Here is a 22,453-nt window from a genome sequence, read left to right as displayed (position 1 = left end):
CATGGATCCAATCAAAGAAGCGATGCTTCACCGCTCACGCTCGGCGCGAATCGAGCGGCGCGGCAAGCTGATCAGCCTGTTTTGCATCACCCTGATCGTGGTGGTGGTGGTCGCCATCTTCACCTTCGTCGCCTCGCGCGGCCTGGCGACGTTCTTCACCAACGGGGTCAACCTCTGGGACTTCATCAGCAAAACCACCTGGTCGCCGGCGGTCAAGGACGCGCATGGCGCCGCCCAGGTCGGGGCCCTGCCGATGATCGTCGGGTCGTTCGGGGTGACGCTGCTTTCGGCCGTGGTGGCCACGCCCTTTGCGGTTGGCGCCGCGATTTTCATGACCGAGATCTCGCCGACCCTGGGTAAAAAGGTGCTGCAGCCGGTCATCGAACTGTTGGTCGGCATTCCCAGCGTGGTCTACGGGTTCATCGGCCTGTCCGTGGTCGTGCCGTTCATTCGCCACGTCTTAGGCGGCACGGGCTTTGGCATCCTGGCCGGGACCTTCGTGTTGTTCGTCATGATTCTGCCGACGGTCACCTCGATGACCGTCGACGCCTTGAAGGCCGTGCCGCGCCACTACCGCGAGGCCAGCCTGGCGCTTGGGGGCACCCGCTGGCAGACGATTTCGCGCGTGGTGATCCGCGCCGGGATGCCAGGCATCTTGACCGGCATCGTGTTCGGGATGGCCCGGGCGTTCGGCGAGGCGCTGGCCGTGCAGATGGTGATCGGCAACGCCGCGCTTTTGCCGACCAACCTGATCAGCCCGGCGGCGACGTTGACCTCGGTGTTGACCTCGGGCATCGGCAACACCGTGATGGGCTCGCTTGAGAACAACGCGCTGTGGTCCCTGGCGCTGCTCTTGCTCCTGATGTCCTTGGCGTTCAACCTGCTGATTCGCTGGATCGGCAAGAAGGGGGAGATGAAGTGATGGATCCCAAGAAAGTCGACAAGTTCGCCACCGCCACGCTTTACACCATTGCCGGCGTGATCGTGGTGATTCTGGCCAGCCTGCTGGGGTACATCCTGTGGCAGGGGCTGCCGCACGTCTCCTGGCACTTTTTGACCAGCCCGGCCAAGGCCTTCGAGGCCGGCGGCGGGATTGGCATTCAGCTGTTCAACTCCTTTTACCTGCTGCTTTTGTCGATGGTGATCGCCGTGCCGCTGGCGCTTGGCGCCGGGATTTACCTCGCCGAGTACGCCAAGAAAAGCTGGCTGACCGACGTGATTCGCACCGCCATCGAGATTCTGAGCTCCCTGCCGTCGGTGGTCGTCGGGCTCTTCGGCTTCCTGGTCTTCGTCTTGCAGTTTCACTTCGGCTTCTCGATCATCTCCGGGGCGCTGGCCCTGACCATGTTCAACCTGCCGCTGTTGACCCGCAACGTCGAGGACTCGTTGCGCCAGGTCAGCTTTACGCAGCGCGAGGCCGGGCTGGCCCTGGGCCTGTCGCGCTGGGAAACGGTGATTCACGTGATCATTCCCGAGGCGTTGCCCGGCATTTTGACCGGGATGATCCTCGGGGCCGGGCGCGTATTCGGCGAGGCGGCGGCGTTGATCTACACCGCCGGCCAAAGTGCCCCGGCGCTGGACTTTAGCAACTGGAACCCGCTGAACATCGCCAGCCCCCTGAACCCGTTGCGGCCGGCCGAAACGCTGGCGGTTCACATCTGGAAGATCAACTCGGAGGGCATTCAGCCCGACGCCGCCGCGGTGTCGGCCGGGGCTTCGGCCGTGTTGATCATCGCCGTCTTGTTGTTCAACGTGTTGGCCCGGACCCTGGGCAACCGGCTCTACAAGAAGATGACCGCGGCGTGACGCCGAAGTGAGGAGATAAGATGCAAAATTACGCTTTGGACGACCGCTACATCAAGGACCTACCGCGTGACCAGCACGAAATTGCGATCGAAACCAAGGATCTCAAGGTCTACTACGGCGACCACGAGGCGATTCACGGGGTGTCGTTGCCCTTCGAGCGCTTCAATATCACGGCGCTGATCGGCGCTTCCGGCTCCGGCAAGTCGACGTTCCTGCGCTCCTTGAACCGCATGAACGACACCATCGACGGCACCCGGGTGACCGGTGAAATCATGTACCGCGGCCTCGACGTGAACTCGGCACAAGTCGACGTCTACGAGATGCGCAAGCACATCGGCATGGTGTTTCAGCGGCCTAACCCGTTCGCCAAGTCGATTTACGACAACATCACCTTCGCCCCGCGCCGCTTCGGTGAAAAGCGCAAGGCCGTCTTGGACGAGCTGGTGGAAACCAGCCTCCGCCAGGCGGCGCTGTGGGATCAAGTCAAAGACAACCTGAACCAAAGCGGCCTGGCGCTGTCCGGCGGCCAGCAGCAGCGGTTGTGCATCGCCCGGGCGATTGCGATGAAGCCCGACGTGCTCTTGATGGACGAGCCGGCCTCGGCGCTTGACCCGATTTCCACCTCGACCGTGGAGGACACGCTGATGGCGCTGAAGGATCAGTACACCATCGTGATCGTCACCCACAACATGCAGCAGGCCGCCCGGATCAGCGATTACACCGCGTTTTTCTACGCCGGGCAGGCGATTGAATTCGATGAGACCCGAAAGATCTTCACCCGCCCGAAGATCAAGGCCACGGACGATTACGTGTCCGGGCACTTCGGCTAAGGAGGCCACGATGACGAACCAGGTGATAACCAGCCGCGACGTCCACCTTTTTTACGGCAAGTTCGAGGCGTTGCTCGGCATTGACCTTGACTTCAACGCCAACGAAATCACGGCCCTGATCGGCCCCAGCGGCTGCGGCAAGTCGACGTACCTGCGAACCCTCAACCGCATGAACGACCTGATTCCGGGCGTCACCATCACCGGCGACATCCGCCTGGACGGCCAAGACATCTACGCGCCGACCCAAGACGTGGTGCAGCTGCGCAAGCGGGTGGGGATGGTGTTCCAGCAGCCCAACCCGTTCCCGTTTTCGATCTACGACAACGTCTGCTACGGGCTGCGCCTGGCCGGGGTCAAGGACCGCGCGACGCTGGATTCGGCGGTCGAAACCAGCCTGAAGGCCGCCGCCGTGTGGGACGAGGTCAAAGACAAGCTGCACAAGTCGGCGCTGTCTTTGTCCGGCGGCCAGCAGCAGCGCGTCTGCATCGCGCGGGTGCTGGCGGTGCGGCCGTCCGTGATTCTGATGGACGAGCCGACCAGCGCCTTGGATCCGATCTCAAGCACTCAGATCGAAAACATGCTCTTGGAGCTGCGCCAGCAGTACACGATTATTTTGGTGACGCACAACATGCACCAAGCGTCCCGCATTTCCGACCGCACCGCCTTTTTCCTGCAGGGGCGGCTGGTCGAGGTCAACGCCACTAAGAAGGTCTTCCTCAACCCGACGCAAAAAGAGACGGAAGACTACATTTCAGGCCGCTTCGGGTAGCGGCACAGCCCTAGGAGGACTAGACATGCGACGGCTTTTTGAAGACGAACTCAACGAACTCCACGTGCGCTTCTCAGAGATGGGAATGATGGTCAACGAGGCCATTTTCAAATCCGTCAAGGCGTTCGTGAATCACGACAAGGCGCTGGCCCACACCGTGATCGAAGACGACCAGCACATCAACAAGCGCGAGGTCGACCTTGAAAAGCGCAGCTTCGAGATGATCGCCTTGCAGCAGCCGGTGACCTCGGACCTGCGCATGATCGTGACCATCATGAAGGCCAGCTCCGACCTGGAGCGCATGGGCGACCACGCGGTGTCCATCGCCAAGTCGACGATTCGCGTCAAGGGTGAGGTTCGCACCCCCGAAATCGAGAAGGTGATCGCCGACATGGCCGGCGCCGTCAAGCAGATGGTCGACGAGGTGCTCGATGCCTACGTCAGAGAAGATGCCGATCGCGCCCGGGAAATTGCGGAGGAGGACCACGGCATCAACGGCTACTCCACGCAGGTCTACCACCTGTGCATCGACGAGATGACCAAGGACGCCGACACCATCGTCAGCTCGATGGATTACATGCTGGTGTCCTCGTACCTGGAGCGAATCGGGGATTACGTCACCAACATCTGCGAGTGGATCTTGTACCTCAAAACCGGCAAGCTCCTCGAGCTCAACTCCAACGCCAAAGAAGACGTGCTGTGATGCAAGGCCCCGCCACCGCGGGGCCTTTTTGCGTCCTGCGGTGAGGCTGAGGCAAAAATCAACCTTAGGACCTATGCACCCCGCCGCGCAGGCTGGCATACTATAACTACAGAGGCAGTCAAAACGTGGAGGTAATACCATGAATGAACGTGAACGGATTTTAGATTTAGTGAAGCAGGGTGTGATCACCAGCGAAGAAGCCTTGGTGCTCCTTGAAAACCTTGCGAAGGCGAAGGCCAAGACCCCAACTGCCGCACCCGTAGACCCTGCAACCGACCAGACGAACGCGACCCACCCGACAGAAGACCCCGCAGACACGAACGAGAACGACACCGCAGAAGACACGCACCAGGAAACCCCGGCGGAAGAGGCGCTGGCCCTGCTCAACACGCAGCTGGCCGAGCTGGCCGGCAACCTCGACGCCGCCCAAGCCCAGGTCAAAAGCGTGAACGCCAAGCTCGCGGCCAACGCCGAGCAGATCATCGTGCTGGACACGATGGAGGATCTCGACACCTTGTCTGAGGAGAAGTACAAGGAGCGCGGCCGGCTGAAGCAGGAGAACCTGACCTTGACGACCAAGCAAGGCGAGCTTGCGACCCAGGTGGCCGACCTCAAGGCCCAGATTGCCGAGCTCAACCGCCAAAAGCACCAGCTGACCAAGAAGACCTTCGCCGAAAAGGTGCTGCCGGATGACTGGCAGGACCAGGCCAAGGACGCCTTGACCGACATCGGCAAGACGGTCAACGACGCGACGTCGCAGATCGGCTCGCTGGTCAAAAAGACCATGAACAACGTGCTGGACAACGTGGACTGGAAGGACGTCACGGTGCGGGTGCCAGGCATCGCCACCGAGCGGTTCAGCCACACCTTCGATTTTGCCGACAGCCAGGCCACGATTTTGGACCTCAAGGTGGCCAACGGTGACATCACCATCGACGCCTGGGACCAGGCCGGCATTCAGGTCAACGCCGAGATCAAGCTGTTCGGCAAGATGCAGGCCGACACGCCGCTGCAGGCCTTTCTGGACCGCAGCCACATCGAAGCCAACGACGATCACCTGGTGTTCCAGGTGCCGAACCGCCGCGTTCAGGCCGACCTGACCATTCACCTGCCGAAGCGCGACTACGACCACGTGGCCGTGCGGCTATTGAACGGCGGCCTGATTCTCAACGGGTTGAACGGCAAGGACTTTTACGTCAAAAGCACGAACGGCGAGCTGACGTTCAACCAGCTCACCGCGGTGATGCTCGAGATCGAAGGCGTCAACGGCTCGATCAAGGTTACCGACGGCACCGTGCATGACCTGATGCTCGAAACCGTCAACGGCGATATCAAGGTCTCAAGCGCGGCCAAGACGCTGGCCCTGCAGACGGTCAACGGCACGATTCGCACGACCTTGACCTCCGACTTCACCCAGCTGACCGCAAGCTCCGTCAACGGCAACGTCAAGATTGCGCTACCGGCCAGCGTCGCCGTGGCCGGCGAGGCCCGCACCCGCTTCGGCGGCGTCAAGAGCCGCATGAGCGGCATCAGCGTGTCCGGCAAGGCTAAGTCGGTGTCGCTGGACCGCCCCGGCACCGGGGTCGGGAAGCTGAAGGTCACCACGACCAGCGGCAACGTGCAGCTCAAGGACACGGACAACGATTAGGCATTCGCGGGGTGGCCGCGTCGTGCTGGCGCGGCTATTCTTGTCCGACAAAGTAGCAAAGGAGAGATCGACATGCCTTTTCTGATGATTCCAATCATCCTGTTCATCGCCGGGATGGCGATCATGATGGTGTTCGCCCTGGGCTTCGCCTTGATTCACGTGCTGTTTTGGCCGGTGGTGATCGGCCTGTTCATCTGGTGGCTGGTTCGCAACGCCGGCGGCCCCAAGCAGGCGGGGCACCCGTACCGCAGCAACCACGCCGACTGGCAGGACCACCTGGACCATGCGCGTAAAACCGCCCACAACGTGAAGGAAGAGACGCTGCACCAGTCCCGTCCCACCCAGCCGAGCCACCGCGACCACGAAGATCACGACGACGACTGGAGTGACTTCTAATGCATTTTCTGCGCAAGGTCATTTTGACCACCATCGTGTTTCTGGTTTACGCCCATCTGTTCCCGTCGCAGCTGTTCATCGCCAGCTGGACCGCCGCCTTGACCGGCGCCGTGGTCCTGGGCATTCTCAACGGGCTGGTCAAGCCGGTGTTGAAGGTGCTGTCCTTCCCGTTGACCATCCTGACGCTCGGCCTGTTCCTGCTGATTCTCAACGGCTTCATGCTCAGCTTGATGACCTGGTTCGTCTCCGGCATCACCTTCTCGGGCTTTGGGGCCCAGGTGATTTTGGCCGTGGTGCTGAGCCTGGTCAACGCGACGCTCGGCGACGCCGACCGCAACTGACCATTAACGAAGACGCCCAACCCGCAACCGCGGGGTGGGCGTCTTTGGCGTGGCAGGGGAACGACTGGTCGCCGGGGGAACCAATTTGACTGGTGCCGGCTTATGGCTGGAAACCCGGGCCACCACTGGGTTTGTGCCGGCCAGCGGCGGCGTCACCGGCCGGCCGGATAGCGAAAAATCTTATAATTGCAACAATAATTTGACAACTAACTCCCTAAATTTGACGACTGTGTCACAAATGTGAAGGGCTTACAATGAGTTCATACATTGATAAGGAGGGATGACGATGCAGACTAAGCAGTCAGCCGTCGTCGGGGGTAGCAGTAAAGGTTTCGTCGCTAAGATGAAAAAGAACAGCACGTTTTTCCTGCTGGTCGCACCAGGGACACTCTTCCTGATCATTTTCTTCTACATTCCCGTTTTGGCCAACGTCGTCGCGTTTCAGAATTTCCAGTACTCGGACGGGGGCTTCTTATACAGCTTGTTCCACAGCCCGTGGGTCGGTTTACAGAACTTTATTTTCTTCTTCAAGTCCGCGGACTTCGGGCTTGTCCTGCGCAACACCGTGGGTTACAACTTGACCTTCCTGTTGCTCAACTTCTTCTTTGCCATTTTCTTCGGGATTGTGATGAGTCAGATGCGCAACATGAAGCTGCTGCGGGTCTACCAGACCTCCATGCTGTTCCCGTACTTCCTGTCCTGGGCGATTCTGGCGTACTTCCTTTACGCCTTCCTGAGCGCGGATAAGGGGATTATCAACCACATCATCACAAGCTCCGGTGGCACCGCCATCGACTTTTACAACACGCCGTACGTCTGGCCGTTCATCATCGTCTTCATGGGTGTGTGGAAAGGGATCGGCTACAACAGTATCCTTTACTTCGCCACCGCCAGTGGGATTGATCCTTCCTACTACGATGCGGCCATGATGGATGGGGCCAACAAGTGGCAGCAGATCAAAAACGTCACGCTGCCGCACATTCTGCCGATTGCCACGTTGATGCTGATCATCAACATCGGCGGTATTTTCCGGTCAGACTTCGGGCTGTTCTACCTGCTGCCTCGCGCCTCGGGTACGTTGATCAACGTGACGCAGACGTTCGATACCTACGTCTACCGCGCCTTGACCACGACCAACGACATCGGCATGAGTACCGCGACTGGCTTGATCCAGTCGGTGGTCGGCTCGATCATGATCTTGGGCTCCAACGCGATTGTTCGCAAGGTTCAGCCGGATTCAGCACTGTTTTAGGAGGGATAACTCGTGGCTAAAAAGAAAAAAACGATTAGCGCGGTGGACATCCGCAAGTTCAGTGCCGGCACGAACCTGTTCTTCAACATCTTCTTGGGCATCTTCGCCCTCAGCTGTGTGCTGCCGTTCTTCTTCATCATCATCCTGTCTTTGACCAAGGAATCGGACATCACCCTTTACGGGTACCAGTTCTGGCCAAAGCACTGGACACTGGCGTCTTACCAGTACCTGACCGGCATGGGCGGCCAGGTCGGCAAGTCCTTCATCATCACCGTCATCGTGACGGTGGTCGGGACCATCATGAGCTCGACGTTCACGTCGACATACGCCTACGCGATTTCGCGGCGTGACTTCGACTACAAGAAGTTCTTCACCATCTTCGCCTTGATTTCCATGCTGTTCACACCAGGGATGGTGCCGAACTACTTGGTTGTCACCCAAATGCTGCACTTAAAGGACAGCATCTGGGCCCTGATCCTGCCGGCATCCTTCGGGGTGTTCAACGTGTTGATCATGCGGACCTTCTTCCTGACCAACATTCCGGAATCGATCATCGAATCCGCCCGGATCGACGGGGCGTCCGAGCTGAAGATCTTCCGCAGCATCGTGGTGCCGCTGGCGGTACCCGGGATTGCGACCATCTCCCTGTTCTCCGCCCTGGGCTACTGGAACGACTGGTTCAACGCGATGCTGTACACCGACAGCCCGAACGTGACGCCGCTGCAGTACCTGCTGGTTAAGATTCAAAACAACATTCAGATGCTGACCCAGCAGGCCGCGCAAGGGGGTTCCACCCTGGCCGCCGGCTCGGAAATTCCGTCCGAAGGCATGCGCTTCGCCGTCGTTGTCGTCGCCACCTTGCCAATCGCCTTGACGTACCCATTCTTCCAGAAGTACTTCGTCAAAGGCATGACCGTCGGCGGGGTCAAGGGCTAGGCCCGAAAGACCATGCGCCATGCGGCTTGCTTACCCGCACGGTTGTCGCACAGGCGGCCCTCACCGCCTGACCGGCGCAATCAGTCAATCCGCACGGCTGCCAAGGCTTGGCTCGCCCCCCTCGCGAGCGGCCTGCAGCTTGTGCCAAGACATCAGGACCACCGAGTGATCGGTGGCCTTTTTGTGTGGCGCGGCGCCGGCGCAAGGCCTTGGCGGTGGCCCGGCGTCAACCCCACGGCGGCAAAGCGTCAGCCCTGCGGCGGCAAAGCGGCGGCGTGGCCCAACGGGTGGTCGCGGCGGGGCCGGTTGACCGCGGTCGGTGACCCGTGGCAATTCCGCGGCGAAAGCGGTTTAATTAAGGGGGAGGTGGCGGCATGGAATACTTCTGGTACCGGGCTCAGGCGACTCGCGCCGAGCTCAACTTGACGGAGTGCGGGTATCAGCCCTGCACGGTTCTTGATCACTACCGCTACCAGGCGGGGCAGGCCTACGTGTTTCATCACGTGCTGAGCGGCAGCGGTGCCGTCACCATCGATGGGAAGCGGCGAGCTTACCACGCCGGGGAGTGGTTCTTCTTCAAGCGGGGGCAGCTGGTCGACTACGGACCGGACGCGGCGACGCCTTGGACCTACGCGTGGGTGGCGGCCGCCGGGAGTCTGGTGGATGAGCATTTTGCAACGCTGACGCAGGCGGCGCTTGCCGCCTTGCCCGAGGCAAAGGCCGAGCAGTGCGGCCGGGCCTTGACGGCGGTTGCGGCGGCGTGTCGCCCGGACAACGGCCGGGAGCTGGCGCGGCTGGCGGCGCTGACAACGTTTTTGGACGTGCTGAGTGCGGCGGTGGCGCTACCGCCCCAGCCGCCGGTGCCGGCACTTCAGCAGCAGCGTATCGACGACACCTTGGCCTTTTTGCACACGCACTACCAAGAGCCCCTCACTGTGGCGGGGCTGGCCGAGCGGGTCAACGTCAGCCGCGGCTACTTGACCAAGCAGTTCAAGGCCGCCTTGCACGTATCGCCGCAGCAGTACCTGCAGCGGCTGCGGCTGGCTCGGGCCACCCAGCTGCTGGAGACGACCACGATGCCGGTTCAGGCGGTGGCCGCGGCGTGTGGCTACCCGGATCCGCTGTATTTTTCCACCCAGTTCAAGCGCGTCTACCGGCGGTCGCCGCGAGCTTACCGCCGCGGCCACCGCGAAGGCGGGGGAGTGGGTTAATCGCACATCTAGCCAGGCTGCGGCCTGGTTTTTTGCTGGCTTCTCGACTCCGATCAGCGACCGGTCGCCCGAGGCGACATTTTCCCATGTTTGAGTGTCTGTTTTGCGATATGCAACCGTGCGTAAGCGCTATACAATAGGCGAGAATACGTGAAAGGTGGCACAATCATGACAAAACGCGACTTACTTGAAGATCCCCAGGCGCTGAGCGAAAACACCGAACCGGCCCGGCCGTACGTCATTCCTTACCCGACGGCGGCCGCCGCCCGAGCGGCCAAGCACCGCGAGGACTCCCCTCAGTTCACCAGCCTCGACGGCGACTGGGACTTCGCCTACCTGCCGGACATTTCGGCGCTGAGCGACGATTTTTGGCGCAATGGCCAGCTGTCGACCACGGCGGTGTTGCCGGTGCCTTCGACCTGGCAAAACCACGGCTACGACCACCACCAGTACACCAACGTCTCTTACCCGATTCCCTACCAGCCACCGTTCGTGCCCGACGCCAACCCGGCCGGCTACTACCGGCGCGACTTCACGGTGGCGGCCGGCGATTCCAGCTGGTACCTGAACTTCGAGGGCAAGGACTCGGCCATGTACGTCTGGGTCAATGGCCAGTACGTCGGCTACGACTCCGTGCCTCACGCCAACAGCGAGTTCGATGTGACGGCCTGCGTTCACCCGGGGGCGAACACCCTGGCCGTGCTGGTGGTCAAGTGGTCGGTGGGGACCTACTTCGAGGACCAAGACAAGTTTCGTACCAGCGGCCTGATTCGCAGCGTCTACCTGCTGGCGCGGCCGCAAGACCACGCCACGACGCTGAACTGGCACACCGCAGTCAACGTCGCCCAAGGCACCGGGACCCTGGTGGTCGACGCCTACGCGGGTCCGGCGGCGCAATACGCGCTGTACGATGCGGCCGGCATGCAGGTGGCGGCCGGCAGCTGGGCGGTCGGCACCGCGATTGAGGTGAGCGACTGCGCCTTTTGGAACGCGGAGCGGCCGGCCCTGTACCGGCTGGTGGTGACGGCCGGCGGCGAGGCGCTGCCTTTTGACGTCGGCTTCCGGCAGTGGACGCTTGAGGCCGGGGTGCTGCGGCTCAACGGCCAGGCGGTGAAGCTCTACGGCACCAACTACCACGACTCCGACCCGCGGGTGGGAGCGGCGGTGACGCCAGCGATGCAGCACCGCGACTTGGTGTTGATGAAAAAGCACCACTTCAACGCGATTCGCACGTCGCATTACCCAAAGTCGCCGGAGTTCTACGCGCTGTGCGACCGCATGGGCTTTTACGTCGTCTCCGAGGCCGACGTCGAGTGCCACGGCACCGGCGACCTATATGGTGCGGCGTCCGACATCAACCAGTTGGCGCAAGATCCGACCTACGCTAAGTTGATCTTGGACCGCGAGCAGCGCATGGTGGCGGCCAACCGGCTGTTTGCCTGCATCTTCTGCTGGTCGATGGGTAACGAGTCTGGGTCCGGCGAGAACTTCGCCAAGGCGATGCGCTGGGTTCGCCAGGCCGATGCCACCCGGTTGATTCACTACGAGGGGCTGTCGGCGGCCGAAGCGGCGGCGCCGGAGCAGACGATGGGGCTGGTCGATGTGTACAGCCGCATGTACGAAAGCCCGGCCGGCTGTCAGACCTTTTGCGACCGCTACCAGCAGCTGCCGTTGATGTTGTGCGAGTACGCGCATGCGATGGGTAACGGCCCCGGCGGCGTGGCGGTTTACGACGAGCTGATGCAGCGCTTCGACAACTTCATCGGCGCCTTCGTCTGGGAGTGGTGCGACCACGCGATGCTGATGGCGGACGGCAAGCGGCTGGGCTACGGCGGCGACTTCGGCGAGTTCCCGGACGCCGGCAACTTCTGCATGGACGGGCTGGTTTACCCTGACCGGCGGCCACACACTGGGCTCTTGGAGTACCAGGCGGTTCACCTGCCGATTGGCCTGACCGCGGTGCAAAACGGTGAGCTGGTGTTGCACAACCGGCTGGACTTCACTGACGGCGGGGCCTATGTCGGCTACTGGCGAGCTAGCGTGGCCGGGGTCCCAGGACCGTGGCAGGCGCTTGACCTGACCGGGCTGGCGCCTCACGCCACCAAGGCATTCGCGGTGGCGTTGCCTGCGACCGCCGGGCTTTTGAGCGTGGAATGGACGCTCGGGCTGCCCGGCGCTGCGGCGCCTTTGGCAGACGTCGGCGTTCAGCAGCGGGTGCTGCAGGATCCGCCTTGCGAGTTGCCGGCCTTGATTGACAGCGCCGCCGCACTGACCGTGGCCCAGACGCCTAAAACGGTGACGGTCAAAGGCGTCGGCTTCACCTACGTGCTGGACGCCTTCACCGGGACCTGGACCACGCTTGAGCAAGGCGGCCACCAGTGGCTACAGTCGCCGATGGCCTGGCAGCTGTGGCGAGCTCCGATCGACAACGACCGCGACCTGGCTGACTCGTGGCGAGCGGCCGGTTACGACCGCGTGTTGCCGCGCCGCGACAGTTGCACGGTGGCCCAGCGGGACGGGGTGGTGGTCATCACCACCAAGGTGAGCCTGACCGCCGTCAAGGTGCAGCCCCTTGCCGCTTTGACGGTGACCTGGACGGTGGCGGCCAGCGGTCAGCTGCGCGGTTCGGTTCAGGTGACCCGCGGTCAGGCGCTGCCGGAGTGGCCGCGCTTTGGGCTGCAGCTGGTGCTCGATTCGGCGGTTGCGGCCGAGTACCTGGGCATGGGCCCGATGGAAAGCTACCGCGACAAACACGAGGCGGCGCGGCTCAATTGGTTCACCACGACGGCCGCGGCCAACTTCGAGCCGTACATCAAGCCGCAGGAGAACGGCAGCCACTACGCCACCCGGGAGCTGGCGGTGACCGCCGCCAACCACCGCCTGCACGTCGCGTTTGGGACCCCGGCCAGCTTCTCGCTGCTGCCTTACACGGCCGCCCAGCTGACGGCCGCCCAGCACGATTGGGCGCTGCCGGTTGCAAGCGCCGCCGTGTTGAGCCTGGATTACGCGCAAAACGGCATCGGCTCGGCCAGCTGCGGTCCCCGGCTGCCAGAGGGCGAGCGGTTCACGGCAGAAACGTTCTCTTGGCAGCTGGCGCTTGACCTGACCACGGTGGTGGCGCCATGACGCCGGCGCAGTTGGCCGCCGTTCGGCCGAGTCCTCGCCAGCTGGCCTGGCAGCAGCTTGAGTTTTACGGCTTCGTGCATTTTGGGATGAACACGATGACCGACCGGGAGTGGGGCGACGGGAACGAGGACCCGGCGTGGTTCAACCCGGCGCAGCTGGACTGCGACGCTTGGGCGCAAGCGCTGAAGGCGGCGGGGATGCGCGGCGCGATTCTGACTTGCAAGCACCACGACGGCTTTTGCCTGTGGCCCAGCGCCTTGACGAATCACACGGTGGCCAGCTCGCCTTGGCAAGGCGGCTGCGGCGACGTGGTCAAGGACTTCGCCGCGGCCTGCCAGCGGCACGGTCTGAAGTTCGGCGTCTACCTGTCACCCTGGGACCGCCACGAGCCAAGCTACGGCTCGGGGGCGGCCTACGATGATTTTTACGTCGGTCAGCTCACCGAGCTGTTGACCCACTACGGGCCGGTGTTTGAGGTCTGGTTCGACGGGGCCAACGGTGAGGGGCCCAACGGCCGGCGCCAAAGCTACGACTGGGCGCGGTACTACTCGGTGATCCGGCGCCTGCAACCGGCGGCGACCATCGCGGTTTGTGGTCCCGATGTGCGGTGGATCGGCAACGAGGCCGGCGTCGCGCGGGAGGCGGAGTGGAGCGTGGTGCCGGCGGAACTGCAGGACGCGGAGAAAACGGCCGCGGCCTCGCAGCAGGCGGACACGCCGGGTTTCTCCCGCCGCTTCAACTCCAGCCTGCCGGACCTTGGCAGCCGCGCCGTTTTGGCCGGCTACGACGGCCCCTTGGCCTGGTACCCGGCGGAGGTCGACACCTCCATTCGCCCGGGCTGGTTCCACCACGCGGCCGAAAACGCCCAGGTGCGAACGCCGGGCGAGCTATTTCGCCTCTACGCGGCGTCGGTCGGCGGCAACGCGAGCTTCCTGCTCAACGTGCCACCGCAAGCGGATGGCCAGTTGTGCCCGGTGGATGTGGCCAACCTGGCGGCGCTGGGGCGGCGGCTGACGGCGCTGCGGCGAAGCGACTGCGGCGGTCAGGCCACGGTCACGGCCTCAAGCGCCGTCGGGCCGTGGCGGGTGACCGCGGGGCCGACCACGCCGGCCGCGGCCTGCACCGCGGCCTGGCAGGCGGCGGCCGGGGATGCTCGGCCGGTGCTGACTTTGACCTGGCCGCAGCCGGTGGCCTTTGACACCGTCGCCTTGCAAGAGGACCTGGCGCTGGGCCAGCGCATCGAGGGCTTCACCATTGCGGTGCAGACGCCAGGCGGCTGGCGGCCGTGGGGGGCTGGCCAGACGGTCGGGGCCAAGCGGCTGGTGCTGGGGCAGCCCTGCACCACCCAGGCGGTGCGGGTCACCCTCACTCAGTTCCGCGCGGCACCGACGTTGTCTGACATCGGAATCATGACCAGAGGAGCAGACGAATGAAACCAAACATTGTGTTGATCGAAGTCGACCAGATGCGGGCGGATTGCCTGGGCATCAACGACCCGACCGGCTTTGTCTCGACGCCGGTTTTAGATGATATGGCCCGAGCGGGGTATAACTTCGGCCAGATGTACTCGGTCACGCCCAGCTGCGTTCCGGCCCGGGCGGGGCTGTTGACGGGGCTGAACCCGGCTCACACCGGGCGGGTGGGGTACGAGGACCTGATGCCTTGGCACTTCGCCCAGACGCTGCCGCAAAGTTTCAGGGACCGCGGCTACCAAACCGAGGCAATCGGCAAGATGCACGTCTACCCGCCGCGCAAGCGCCTGGGCTACGACCACGTGGTGCTGCACGACGGCTACCTGCACGTCGAGCGCAAGCACCAGCAGCCTTACGTGGGGAATTTTGAAAACAGCGACGACTACCTGGCCGACCTGCGCCGCCAGGGCGACCGCGACTACACGGACGACGGGCTCAACTGCAACGCCTGGGACGCGCGGCCGTGGCCGTACCCCGAGGACCAGCACCCGACCAACTGGATCGTCAAGCAGGGCATCGACTTTCTCAAGCGGCGTGATCCGACCTGCCCGTTTTTCCTCAAGCTGTCCTTCGACAAGCCCCACGCGCCGCTGGACCCGCCGCCGTACTACTTTGACATGTACATGCAGCGCCTCAAGGACCACCGACTGGACCTGCACATGGGCGACTGGGAGCAGGTGCCGGACCAGCCGCCGGCCCTGGAGGCGATGCAGGGCAAGCTGCGCGACGACGACGAGCGGCGCATGGTGGCCGGCTACCTCGGGCTGATCTCGCAATTGGATCACCAGATCGGGCGCTTTTTGACGGCCTTGGTCGAAACCGGCGAGTTCGATCACACGCTGATCTGGTTCGTCTCCGACCACGGCGACCTGCTGGGCGAGCACGGGTTCTTCCGCAAAATGCTGCCGTACCAAGGCAGCATCCATGTGCCGAGCTTCCTGTACGATCCCGGCCACCTACTTGCGGGAACGCCCCACCAGATTGACGCGCCGGTGGTGTTGCAGGACCTGTTCGCCTCGCTGGTTGACTTGACCGGAGGTGAGCCGGTGGCGACGGACGGTCAAAGTGTGCGGCCGCTGATCGAAGGGAAGGCACCGGACTCGGCCGACTCGCGCCTGGTTTTTGGCGAACACGCCTACTGGGAGTGGTCGGCGCAGTTCGTCCTGCAGGCCGGAATCAAGCTTGTCTGGTTTCCGTGCCAGGACCGCTACCAGCTGTTCGACCTCACCCGCGATCCCAACGAGCGGCACGACGCGATTGGCGATCCGGCCTACGCCGGCGCCGTGGCGGCGCTGAAGGCGGCCTTGACCAAGCACCTGGCCAACCGCGAGGAGGGCTTCGTGCAAAACGGCCAGCTGACCCGCCGCACGGCAGCGCAGTGCCAGCCGACGCTGGCCTTCGTGCGGCGCCAAAAGGAGGCTGAACATGACTAATCGCATTGCCTGTCGCCTGGTCTCTTGCATGACCAAGGTGTTTCCAGACCAGGCGCCGGCGCCGCTGACCACCGGCCTGACGGTGCTGCAAGGTGAGGTCGCGGCGGTGCAGGTGGCGGTGTCGGCCACGGCGCTTGACGGGACCTTCGCGCCGGTTACGCTTGAGGCGACGCCGGCCGCGGCGGTGTTCTCAGTCGGCCTGGTGCCGACCACGCTGGCGCAACGGCCCGACGCGCAAGGCGACCCCGGCTACCTGAGGACTGCCCCGGGGCTGTTCCCCGATCCGCTGGTGCCGGGCGAACTCCGCGCGTATCTCGGCCAGTGGCGAGCCGCCTGGCTGCGGCTGGATACTGGCAATCTGGCACCGGGCCAACACCAGTGGCGCATCGCACTGCGCGTCGGGGATGAGCCGACGCCCCAGCAGGTGCTGAGCGTGAGCCTGACCGTCGCAGCGGCCGCGGCGACCACGCCTGCGCTGTGGCACTCCGAGTGGTTCCACGTCGACGGCCTGGCCAGCTACTACCACCTGACACCTTACGAGCCGGCGCTGTGGGACCGCATTGCCGAGTTCGTCGACTTTGCGGTCGACCGCTGTGGGATTAACACGCTTTTGACCCCGCTGTTTACACCGCCCTTGGACACCGCGGTCAAAACGCGGCGCCTGAACGTGCAGCTGGTCACGGTGAGCGAGCCTGAACCCGGGCGCTTCACCTTCGATTGGGCCAACCTGCGCCGCTGGTGCCAGCTGTGCCGGCGCCTCGGCGTGGTCAACTTGGAGCTGCCGCCGCTGTTCACCCAGTGGGGGGCCGAACACGCCCCGAACATCCAGGTTGACGGGGCCTGGCGGTTCGGCTGGGCCACCGCAGCCACCGATCCGGATTACGTCGCCTTTCTCCACCAGCTGCTGCCGGCGGCAAGAGTGGTGATGGCCGAGTATGGCTACGACAACGACCACTTGTTTTACCACGTGTCCGACGAGCCCGGGCCGGCGCAGATGGCGCAGTTCGCCGCGGCTCGCGCCAGCGTGGCCGACCTGTTTGCAGGCTGCCGGGTGATGGACGCGGTGTCGTCGCTTGCGCTGCACGACAGTGGCCTAGTGCCGCTGCCGGTGGTCGCCGACGACGCGCTTGAGCCGTTCCTGGCCGCCGGGGTCTCGCCGTTGTGGGCCTACTACTGCTGCAGCCAAGGTGACCGGGTGCCCAACCGCTTCTTTGCGCTACCGAGCTTTCGCAACCGGGTGATGGGGACGCTGCTGTTCGTCTTCGACATCCCGGGGTTCCTGCATTGGGGCTACAACTTCTACAGCGCCGCCTTGAGTACCCATCCGGTCGACCCCTACGCCGTCACCGACGCCGCCGGCTTCTTTCCGGGCGGCGATCCGTTCCTGGTTTACCCGGGGCCAAACGGGCCGGAGACCAGCATTCGCAACGAGGTGCAGATGATGGGGCTGGCCGACCTCGCCGCCTTGCAGCAGCTGGCCGGCCGCATCGGTCGCCCGGCGGTGCTTGCAATGGTTGAGCAGGCGGCCGGCCAGCCGCTCAGCTTCACGGCCTACCCGCAAAACGCCGCGTGGCTGGACCAACTCCACGCCGCGGTGGCCAGGCGGCTGGCCCAAGGCTGAGCGACACTGGCACAAGCACGTGAGGGTCGACCAGGGTCGGCCCTTTTTGCGTGGCGGACTTATCCACCTGTGGGTAAGCCTGACCGGCGAGTGGTTTTGCACCGGGAAAACGGGGGATATGTGGCTAACGCTGGGGATAACCCGCGGGTTAGCCACAGTTTATCGGGAATTGGGCGATAAAACGGTGGACAATGGCCGCCAAAGTGGTAGGCTTAACCACAATTCACTGTGCGAAAGGTGGTTATCCACATGCCAATTCCCATCACCGATTACGACGCCGACCCTACGGCGGTGATCGCCCCTAACCGCGGCGAGGGCTTCGCGCTGCCGGCCAAGATGCTGGCGGCCTTCGTCAGCGACGACAACTTCGCGGCCTTCCTGGCCACGCGGCCGCACCGGCAGGTCGGGGAGTACCTGACCATCGCCAAGCACTACCGCGTGTATGCGCTGGCAGTGGGCGACCAGACCATCGGCCTGTGCCAGATGCCGCTGGGGGCCCCGGCCGCCGTACAGCTGCTGGATTTCCTGCTGGGCTATGGGGCCCGGGTGGTGGTGGCCATCGGCTCCTGTGGCGTTTTGGTCGATGCCCCGGAGAACCAGCTGATGGTGGTGACCCAAGCCCTGCGCGACGAGGGGACGTCTTACCACTACCTGCCGCCGGCCGCCAGCATTGCGCTGGATCCGGCGCTGGCCGCTCACCTGCTGCGGGTCTTGGGGCCGCGCGGCAAGGCGGTGGGGACCTGGACCAACGACGCGTATTACCGCGAGACGCCTGGCAAAATCGCCAAGGCCAAGGCGCAGGGCTTTGAGGTGGTCGAAATGGAATGCGCCGCTATGGCCGCCTGTGCGGCCTTTCGTGGGGCCAGGTTCGGCCAGATTCTGTTCACCGCCGACAGCCTGGCCGCCATCGATGCCTACGATAACCGCGGCTTCGGCGTCGCCTCGCAGCTGCCGACGCTTGCGATCGGCGTGGCGGCGCTGCAGCAGTGGCCGGCCGACGCGTAGGCGGCACCGGCGCGGCGTGACTCGGTTCGCTAACTGCGCCTGGCTTTGCCCTGGGGCGTCGGGCTCCAGGCCGCAACGCGTGAGCGGCTAGCTACGCCGCGTCACTCGGGGCCAGGCCCGGGCCCCAAGCGCCACGGCTAGGCTAGCCGTCCCGCTCAACCCGCGGCCCTTCGCCCTGGAACGTCGGGCTCCGCCAGGCAACGCGGGAGCGGCCTGCTAGGGCCGGCACTCGAGGCCAGGCCTATGCTAGCCGTCCTGCTAAATGCGCCTGGCTTTGCCCTGGAGCGTCGGGCTCCGCCAGGCAACGCGAACACGACTAGCTTGCACCGGCACTTGAAGCAAGGATCGCTCCAAGCACCGGCGCAGCGCTACTCGGTTCGCTAAATGCGCCTGGCTTCGCCCTGGGTTGACACTTGCCCCTCTGCCGTTGTACTTTGGACCGTTTTCAAGTAAAATAGAAGGTGAACTGGACAGAATAGAGGTGTTAGGAATGAGCACATTAGATCAAACCGTCCACTTTGATTTTCCGGACAACAACCCGAAAAACGTCCGTGAGACGTTAGAGACCGTCTACCAATCCCTTGAGGAAAAAGGCTATAACCCAATCAACCAAATCGTGGGTTACCTGATTTCAGGCGACCCGGCTTACATCCCGCGGTACAAGGACGCCCGCGCCCAAATCCGCAAGTACGAACGCGATGTCATCATCGAGGAGCTTGTTCGTAACGCGCTGGGCAAGGAGAAAGACTAGATGCGCTTAATGGGCTTAGATGTGGGCTCCCGCACCGTCGGCATCGCGCTGAGCGATCCGTTGGGCTGGACCGCACAGGGGCTTGAGATCATTCGAATCAACGAGGACAAGGAAGACTACGGGCTGGACCGCGTCGCCGCAATCGTGGCGCAGTATGAGGTCACCGAGTTCGTCGTCGGCCTGCCCAAAAACATGAATAACACGCTGGGGCCCCGGGCCGAGAAGTCCCAGGCTTACGGCGAGATGCTCAAGGCTCGCTTTGGGCTGCCCGTTGATTTCACCGACGAGCGGCTGACCACCGTTGAGGCATCGCGGATGCTGATCGAAGAGGCCGACGCGTCGCGCAAACGCCAAAAGCAGGTCATCGACAAGCTCGCGGCGCAGATGATTTTGCAAAATTACCTGGACCGCAGAAGCCGGTCCTGACGGAGGCTATCATGGCAGAAGAGAACAACGAACACTTGCACCCAGGCGAAGACGAGCAGCTGATCACCCTGATCGACGAGAAGGGCAACGAGGATCTGTACCAGGTCCTGTTCACCTTCGACTCCGACGATTACGGCAAGAGCTACGTGCTCTTGTACCCGCAAGGCGCAAGCGAGGACGAGGAGCTTGAGATTCAGGCCTTCTCCTTCACGCCGGACGAGAACGGCGACGCTAGCCAAGGCGACCTGTTCCCCATCGAAGACGACGATGAGTGGGCGATGGTCGAAGAGGTGCTCAACACCTTCTTGGCCGATGAGGACGACGAAGACAACGCGGACTAATCGAGAAGGGCTTGCTCACCGGGCAAGCCTTTTTTGACCGCCAACGCGCCGTTAAGGCAGTGGTCGCCTGTGCCGTCGGGCGGCCGCTTTGGTGCGGTCTGATTAAGGGTGTAATTTTTGCTCAAGTCGGGCATAATAAAGACAGTGGACAAAGAGGTGAGGAGAACAATGACACCGAATAAAGAAGACTATTTGAAAATGATTTTTGAGTTGGGTGGCGACACGGCCTTGATCTCCAACAAGCAGATTGTGGCGGGGTTGACCGTCAGCGCGGCGTCGGTGAGCGAGATGATCACCAAGCTGGTCGAGCAGCACTACGTCACGCACACCCCTTACCAAGGCATTAAGCTCACCGCCAGCGGCCAGCAAAAGGCCGCGATGTTGGTGCGTAACCACCGGCTGTGGGAGGTTTTTCTGGTGTCGTCTCTGGGCTATCCCGTCGACGCGATTCACCAAGAGGCCGAAAAGCTTGAGCACGCGACCACGCCGGACATGGCCGACCGGCTGGCCAAGATGCTGGGCAGGCCCCAGTACTGCCCGCACGGCGGCGTGATCCCCGACGAGGACGGGCATTACCTCGACCAAAGCCGCGTCGCCCTGGCCAGCCTGGCCGTCGGCGACCACGGCCACATCGAGCGGGTGGTCGACGAGGCCGCGGTGATCGATTACATTTTCGGCATGGGGCTGCACATCGAGGACCACTTCCAAGTGGTGGCCAAAGATACGCGAACCATCACGCTGCACCAGCGTGAAACCGGCAAGGACCTGCCCGTTGAACTGGGCCGGGCCTCGCACATTTTCGTTGAAGTTCAGGAGTAGGAGTGAACAATGGCTGAAGAAACCGCTGCTGTCATCATTTTGTTCGGGGGGTCCGGCGACCTCGCGCAACGTAAGCTTTACCCAGCGATGTTCGGGCTGTACAAGCGCGGCATCCTGGCGCAACACTTCGCCGTGATCGGCACGGCCCGGCGGCCTTGGACCGATGCCCATTACCGCGACATCGTCGTTTCGGCCGTGGCCGGCGACAACGACCACGATCAGGCCGTCGCCTTTGCCGCGCATTTTTACTACCAGTCCCACGACGTTACCGACGCGGCGCATTACATCACGCTCAAGGAGCTGGCCGCCAAGCTCGACGCCAAGTACGAGACGGCCGGCAACCGGCTGTACTACATGGCGATGGCGCCGACGTTTTTCGCCACCATCGCCAGTCACCTGAAGTCCGAGGCGCTTTTGACCGATGGCGGCTTCAACCGCCTGGTGATTGAAAAACCGTTCGGCCACGATTACGCCAGTGCCAAGGCGCTGAACGACTCGATCACGGCGACCTTCGCGGAGTCCCAGATTTTCCGCATCGACCACTACCTGGGCAAGGAAATGGCACAGGCCATCATGGGGCTGCGCTTCGGCAACCCGATTATCAAGGCACTGTGGAACAAGGACTTCATCCAAGACATCCAGATCACGCTGGCCGAGGCCGTTGGGGTCGAGGAACGCGCCGGCTACTACGAAACCGCCGGGGCATTGCGCGACATGGTCCAAAACCACGTGATGCAGCTGGTCGCCTACCTGACCATGGCCGAGCCGACGGCGCTTTCCGCCGCCGCGGTTCACGAGGTCAAGGCTGAAGCCTTCGCCAACCTGCACCGCTACACCACGGCGGAGGCCGCGGCCAACTTCGTGCGGGGCCAGTACACCAGCGCTCAGATCGCCGGGGCCACTGTGCCGGGTTACCGCCAAGAGGACGGCGTGGCAGCGGCTTCCATGACCGACACCTTCGTTGCCGGGCGCATCACAACCGATGCCCCGGCCCTCGCCGGTGTGCCGATTTACGTGCGAACCGGCAAGCGCCTGACCCGCAAGTCGACGCAGGTCACCGTGACCTTCAAGCCCGGCACCCCGGGGCTGTTCGGAACCCAACCCGCCGCTCACCTGACCATCTACATCGAGCCGACGCAGGGCATCACCCTGCAGCTCAACGGCAAGAAGCTCGGGCAGACCAACGACCTGACGCCCGAGAACCTGGACTTCCGCCACGACAAAAAGGCGGCCCAGGCGGCGCCTGAGGCCTACGAGCGGCTGATTGAGGACGCCTTGGTTGGCGATCAGACCAACTTCAACCACTGGACGGAGCTGGCCGCGACCTGGCGCTACATCGACGTCATTTTGGCCGCATGGGCCAAAGATGACGCGATGCCGACGTACCCGGCCGGCACGATGGGCCCCAAGCAGGCCTTCGAGCTGCTGCAACAGGACGGCCACGACTGGTTCTGGCAGCCGACCCGAATTCAGATGGCGGACTAGCCGCTTCATTGACGAGGTGCTGCGCATGGCGATGCGCGGGGCCTTGTTTTTATCTTGTCCGGTCGGGCCACCCGCCAAACGG

General features: G+C 63.3%; 21 protein-coding genes. All 21 read left to right on the top strand.

Going from position 1 to position 22,453, the window contains the following annotated elements; genetic code table 11:
- Position 1: 1 nt before the first annotated feature.
- Positions 2 to 922 carry a phosphate ABC transporter permease subunit PstC gene (gene pstC / locus NUH19_RS05305; protein WP_262315511.1) on the top strand — a complete coding sequence of 307 codons (921 nt, stop codon included), beginning with the start codon at positions 2 to 4 and terminating at the stop codon, positions 920 to 922.
- Positions 922 to 1,806 carry a phosphate ABC transporter permease PstA gene (gene pstA, locus NUH19_RS05300; RefSeq protein WP_262315510.1) on the top strand — a complete coding sequence of 295 codons (885 nt, stop codon included), beginning with the start codon at positions 922 to 924 and terminating at the stop codon, positions 1,804 to 1,806. The genes pstC and pstA overlap by 1 nt, the downstream gene beginning before the upstream one ends.
- 20 nt (positions 1,807 to 1,826) lie before the next feature.
- Positions 1,827 to 2,636, top strand: coding sequence for a phosphate ABC transporter ATP-binding protein PstB (gene pstB, locus NUH19_RS05295; protein ID WP_262315509.1), 810 nt, complete (start codon positions 1,827 to 1,829; stop codon positions 2,634 to 2,636).
- Between the two features lie 10 nt (positions 2,637 to 2,646).
- Positions 2,647 to 3,405 (top strand): phosphate ABC transporter ATP-binding protein PstB, encoded by a 759-nt coding sequence (pstB, locus tag NUH19_RS05290; RefSeq protein WP_262315508.1) that lies wholly within the window; start codon positions 2,647 to 2,649, stop codon positions 3,403 to 3,405.
- Positions 3,406 to 3,430: 25 nt separating this feature from the next.
- Positions 3,431 to 4,108 carry a phosphate signaling complex protein PhoU gene (gene phoU, locus NUH19_RS05285; protein ID WP_262315507.1) on the top strand — a complete coding sequence of 226 codons (678 nt, stop codon included), beginning with the start codon at positions 3,431 to 3,433 and terminating at the stop codon, positions 4,106 to 4,108.
- Between the two features lie 139 nt (positions 4,109 to 4,247).
- Positions 4,248 to 5,756 (top strand): daptomycin-sensing surface protein LiaX, encoded by a 1,509-nt coding sequence (gene liaX, locus NUH19_RS05280; protein WP_262315506.1) that lies wholly within the window; start codon positions 4,248 to 4,250, stop codon positions 5,754 to 5,756.
- Between the two features lie 72 nt (positions 5,757 to 5,828).
- Complete coding sequence (locus NUH19_RS05275; RefSeq protein WP_262315505.1) at positions 5,829 to 6,152, top strand: hypothetical protein; 324 nt, start codon at positions 5,829 to 5,831, stop codon at positions 6,150 to 6,152.
- Positions 6,152 to 6,493, top strand: coding sequence for a phage holin family protein (locus NUH19_RS05270; protein ID WP_262315504.1), 342 nt, complete (start codon positions 6,152 to 6,154; stop codon positions 6,491 to 6,493). The genes NUH19_RS05275 and NUH19_RS05270 overlap by 1 nt, the downstream gene beginning before the upstream one ends.
- Before the next feature lie 280 nt (positions 6,494 to 6,773).
- On the top strand, positions 6,774 to 7,745 hold the full coding sequence (locus tag NUH19_RS05265; RefSeq protein ID WP_420844668.1) for an ABC transporter permease: 972 nt from the start codon (positions 6,774 to 6,776) through the stop codon (positions 7,743 to 7,745).
- 12 nt (positions 7,746 to 7,757) lie between these two features.
- On the top strand, positions 7,758 to 8,681 hold the full coding sequence (locus tag NUH19_RS05260; protein ID WP_262315503.1) for a carbohydrate ABC transporter permease: 924 nt from the start codon (positions 7,758 to 7,760) through the stop codon (positions 8,679 to 8,681).
- Positions 8,682 to 9,055: 374 nt separating this feature from the next.
- The gene (locus NUH19_RS05255) at positions 9,056 to 9,892 is read left to right on the top strand and encodes an AraC family transcriptional regulator (protein ID WP_262315502.1); all 837 of its coding nucleotides are present in this window, start codon (positions 9,056 to 9,058) and stop codon (positions 9,890 to 9,892) included.
- Between the two features lie 168 nt (positions 9,893 to 10,060).
- Positions 10,061 to 13,018, top strand: coding sequence for a glycoside hydrolase family 2 TIM barrel-domain containing protein (locus NUH19_RS05250; RefSeq protein ID WP_262315501.1), 2,958 nt, complete (start codon positions 10,061 to 10,063; stop codon positions 13,016 to 13,018).
- Complete coding sequence (locus NUH19_RS05245) at positions 13,015 to 14,451, top strand: alpha-L-fucosidase (RefSeq protein ID WP_262315500.1); 1,437 nt, start codon at positions 13,015 to 13,017, stop codon at positions 14,449 to 14,451. The genes NUH19_RS05250 and NUH19_RS05245 overlap by 4 nt, the downstream gene beginning before the upstream one ends.
- Positions 14,448 to 15,923, top strand: a complete 1,476-nt coding sequence (locus NUH19_RS05240) for an arylsulfatase (RefSeq protein ID WP_262315499.1) — start codon at positions 14,448 to 14,450, stop codon at positions 15,921 to 15,923. Before NUH19_RS05245 ends, NUH19_RS05240 begins: the two co-directional genes overlap by 4 nt.
- Positions 15,916 to 17,544, top strand: a complete 1,629-nt coding sequence (locus tag NUH19_RS05235) for a DUF4091 domain-containing protein (protein ID WP_262315498.1) — start codon at positions 15,916 to 15,918, stop codon at positions 17,542 to 17,544. The genes NUH19_RS05240 and NUH19_RS05235 overlap by 8 nt, the downstream gene beginning before the upstream one ends.
- Positions 17,545 to 17,793: 249 nt before the next feature.
- Positions 17,794 to 18,549, top strand: coding sequence for a nucleoside phosphorylase (locus tag NUH19_RS05230; RefSeq protein ID WP_262315497.1), 756 nt, complete (start codon positions 17,794 to 17,796; stop codon positions 18,547 to 18,549).
- A gap of 490 nt (positions 18,550 to 19,039) precedes the next feature.
- On the top strand, positions 19,040 to 19,300 hold the full coding sequence (locus tag NUH19_RS05225) for an IreB family regulatory phosphoprotein (protein WP_225048878.1): 261 nt from the start codon (positions 19,040 to 19,042) through the stop codon (positions 19,298 to 19,300).
- Positions 19,301 to 19,726, top strand: a complete 426-nt coding sequence (gene ruvX / locus NUH19_RS05220; protein ID WP_262315496.1) for a Holliday junction resolvase RuvX — start codon at positions 19,301 to 19,303, stop codon at positions 19,724 to 19,726.
- Between the two features lie 11 nt (positions 19,727 to 19,737).
- Positions 19,738 to 20,067, top strand: coding sequence for a DUF1292 domain-containing protein (locus tag NUH19_RS05215; protein WP_262315495.1), 330 nt, complete (start codon positions 19,738 to 19,740; stop codon positions 20,065 to 20,067).
- A gap of 168 nt (positions 20,068 to 20,235) precedes the next feature.
- On the top strand, positions 20,236 to 20,886 hold the full coding sequence (locus NUH19_RS05210) for a metal-dependent transcriptional regulator (RefSeq protein WP_262315494.1): 651 nt from the start codon (positions 20,236 to 20,238) through the stop codon (positions 20,884 to 20,886).
- A gap of 9 nt (positions 20,887 to 20,895) precedes the next feature.
- Positions 20,896 to 22,371, top strand: coding sequence for a glucose-6-phosphate dehydrogenase (gene zwf / locus NUH19_RS05205; protein WP_262315493.1), 1,476 nt, complete (start codon positions 20,896 to 20,898; stop codon positions 22,369 to 22,371).
- Positions 22,372 to 22,453: the final 82 nt, after the last annotated feature.

The sequence above is a fragment of the Lacticaseibacillus parakribbianus genome (assembly GCF_025490915.1).
Lineage (GTDB): Bacteria > Bacillota > Bacilli > Lactobacillales > Lactobacillaceae > Lacticaseibacillus > Lacticaseibacillus parakribbianus.
The sequence above is the reverse complement of the archived record's forward strand: the minus strand, read 5'-3'. Positions and strand labels throughout refer to the sequence as shown.

Excerpts from the sequence above, each read along its gene's own strand:
- pstC (WP_262315511.1), top strand. The coding sequence starts at position 2 with ATGGATCCAATCAAAGAAGCGATGCTTCACCGCTCACGCTCGGCGCGA.
- pstA (WP_262315510.1), top strand. The coding sequence starts at position 922 with ATGGATCCCAAGAAAGTCGACAAGTTCGCCACCGCCACGCTTTACACC.
- pstB (WP_262315509.1), top strand. The coding sequence starts at position 1,827 with ATGCAAAATTACGCTTTGGACGACCGCTACATCAAGGACCTACCGCGT.
- pstB (WP_262315508.1), top strand. The coding sequence starts at position 2,647 with ATGACGAACCAGGTGATAACCAGCCGCGACGTCCACCTTTTTTACGGC.
- phoU (WP_262315507.1), top strand. The coding sequence starts at position 3,431 with ATGCGACGGCTTTTTGAAGACGAACTCAACGAACTCCACGTGCGCTTC.
- liaX (WP_262315506.1), top strand. The coding sequence starts at position 4,248 with ATGAATGAACGTGAACGGATTTTAGATTTAGTGAAGCAGGGTGTGATC.
- NUH19_RS05275 (WP_262315505.1), top strand. The coding sequence starts at position 5,829 with ATGCCTTTTCTGATGATTCCAATCATCCTGTTCATCGCCGGGATGGCG.
- NUH19_RS05270 (WP_262315504.1), top strand. The coding sequence starts at position 6,152 with ATGCATTTTCTGCGCAAGGTCATTTTGACCACCATCGTGTTTCTGGTT.
- NUH19_RS05265 (WP_420844668.1), top strand. The coding sequence starts at position 6,774 with ATGACGATGCAGACTAAGCAGTCAGCCGTCGTCGGGGGTAGCAGTAAA.
- NUH19_RS05255 (WP_262315502.1), top strand. The coding sequence starts at position 9,056 with ATGGAATACTTCTGGTACCGGGCTCAGGCGACTCGCGCCGAGCTCAAC.
- NUH19_RS05250 (WP_262315501.1), top strand. The coding sequence starts at position 10,061 with ATGACAAAACGCGACTTACTTGAAGATCCCCAGGCGCTGAGCGAAAAC.
- NUH19_RS05245 (WP_262315500.1), top strand. The coding sequence starts at position 13,015 with ATGACGCCGGCGCAGTTGGCCGCCGTTCGGCCGAGTCCTCGCCAGCTG.
- NUH19_RS05240 (WP_262315499.1), top strand. The coding sequence starts at position 14,448 with ATGAAACCAAACATTGTGTTGATCGAAGTCGACCAGATGCGGGCGGAT.
- NUH19_RS05235 (WP_262315498.1), top strand. The coding sequence starts at position 15,916 with ATGACTAATCGCATTGCCTGTCGCCTGGTCTCTTGCATGACCAAGGTG.
- NUH19_RS05230 (WP_262315497.1), top strand. The coding sequence starts at position 17,794 with ATGCCAATTCCCATCACCGATTACGACGCCGACCCTACGGCGGTGATC.
- NUH19_RS05225 (WP_225048878.1), top strand. The coding sequence starts at position 19,040 with ATGAGCACATTAGATCAAACCGTCCACTTTGATTTTCCGGACAACAAC.
- ruvX (WP_262315496.1), top strand. The coding sequence starts at position 19,301 with ATGCGCTTAATGGGCTTAGATGTGGGCTCCCGCACCGTCGGCATCGCG.
- NUH19_RS05215 (WP_262315495.1), top strand. The coding sequence starts at position 19,738 with ATGGCAGAAGAGAACAACGAACACTTGCACCCAGGCGAAGACGAGCAG.
- NUH19_RS05210 (WP_262315494.1), top strand. The coding sequence starts at position 20,236 with ATGACACCGAATAAAGAAGACTATTTGAAAATGATTTTTGAGTTGGGT.
- zwf (WP_262315493.1), top strand. The coding sequence starts at position 20,896 with ATGGCTGAAGAAACCGCTGCTGTCATCATTTTGTTCGGGGGGTCCGGC.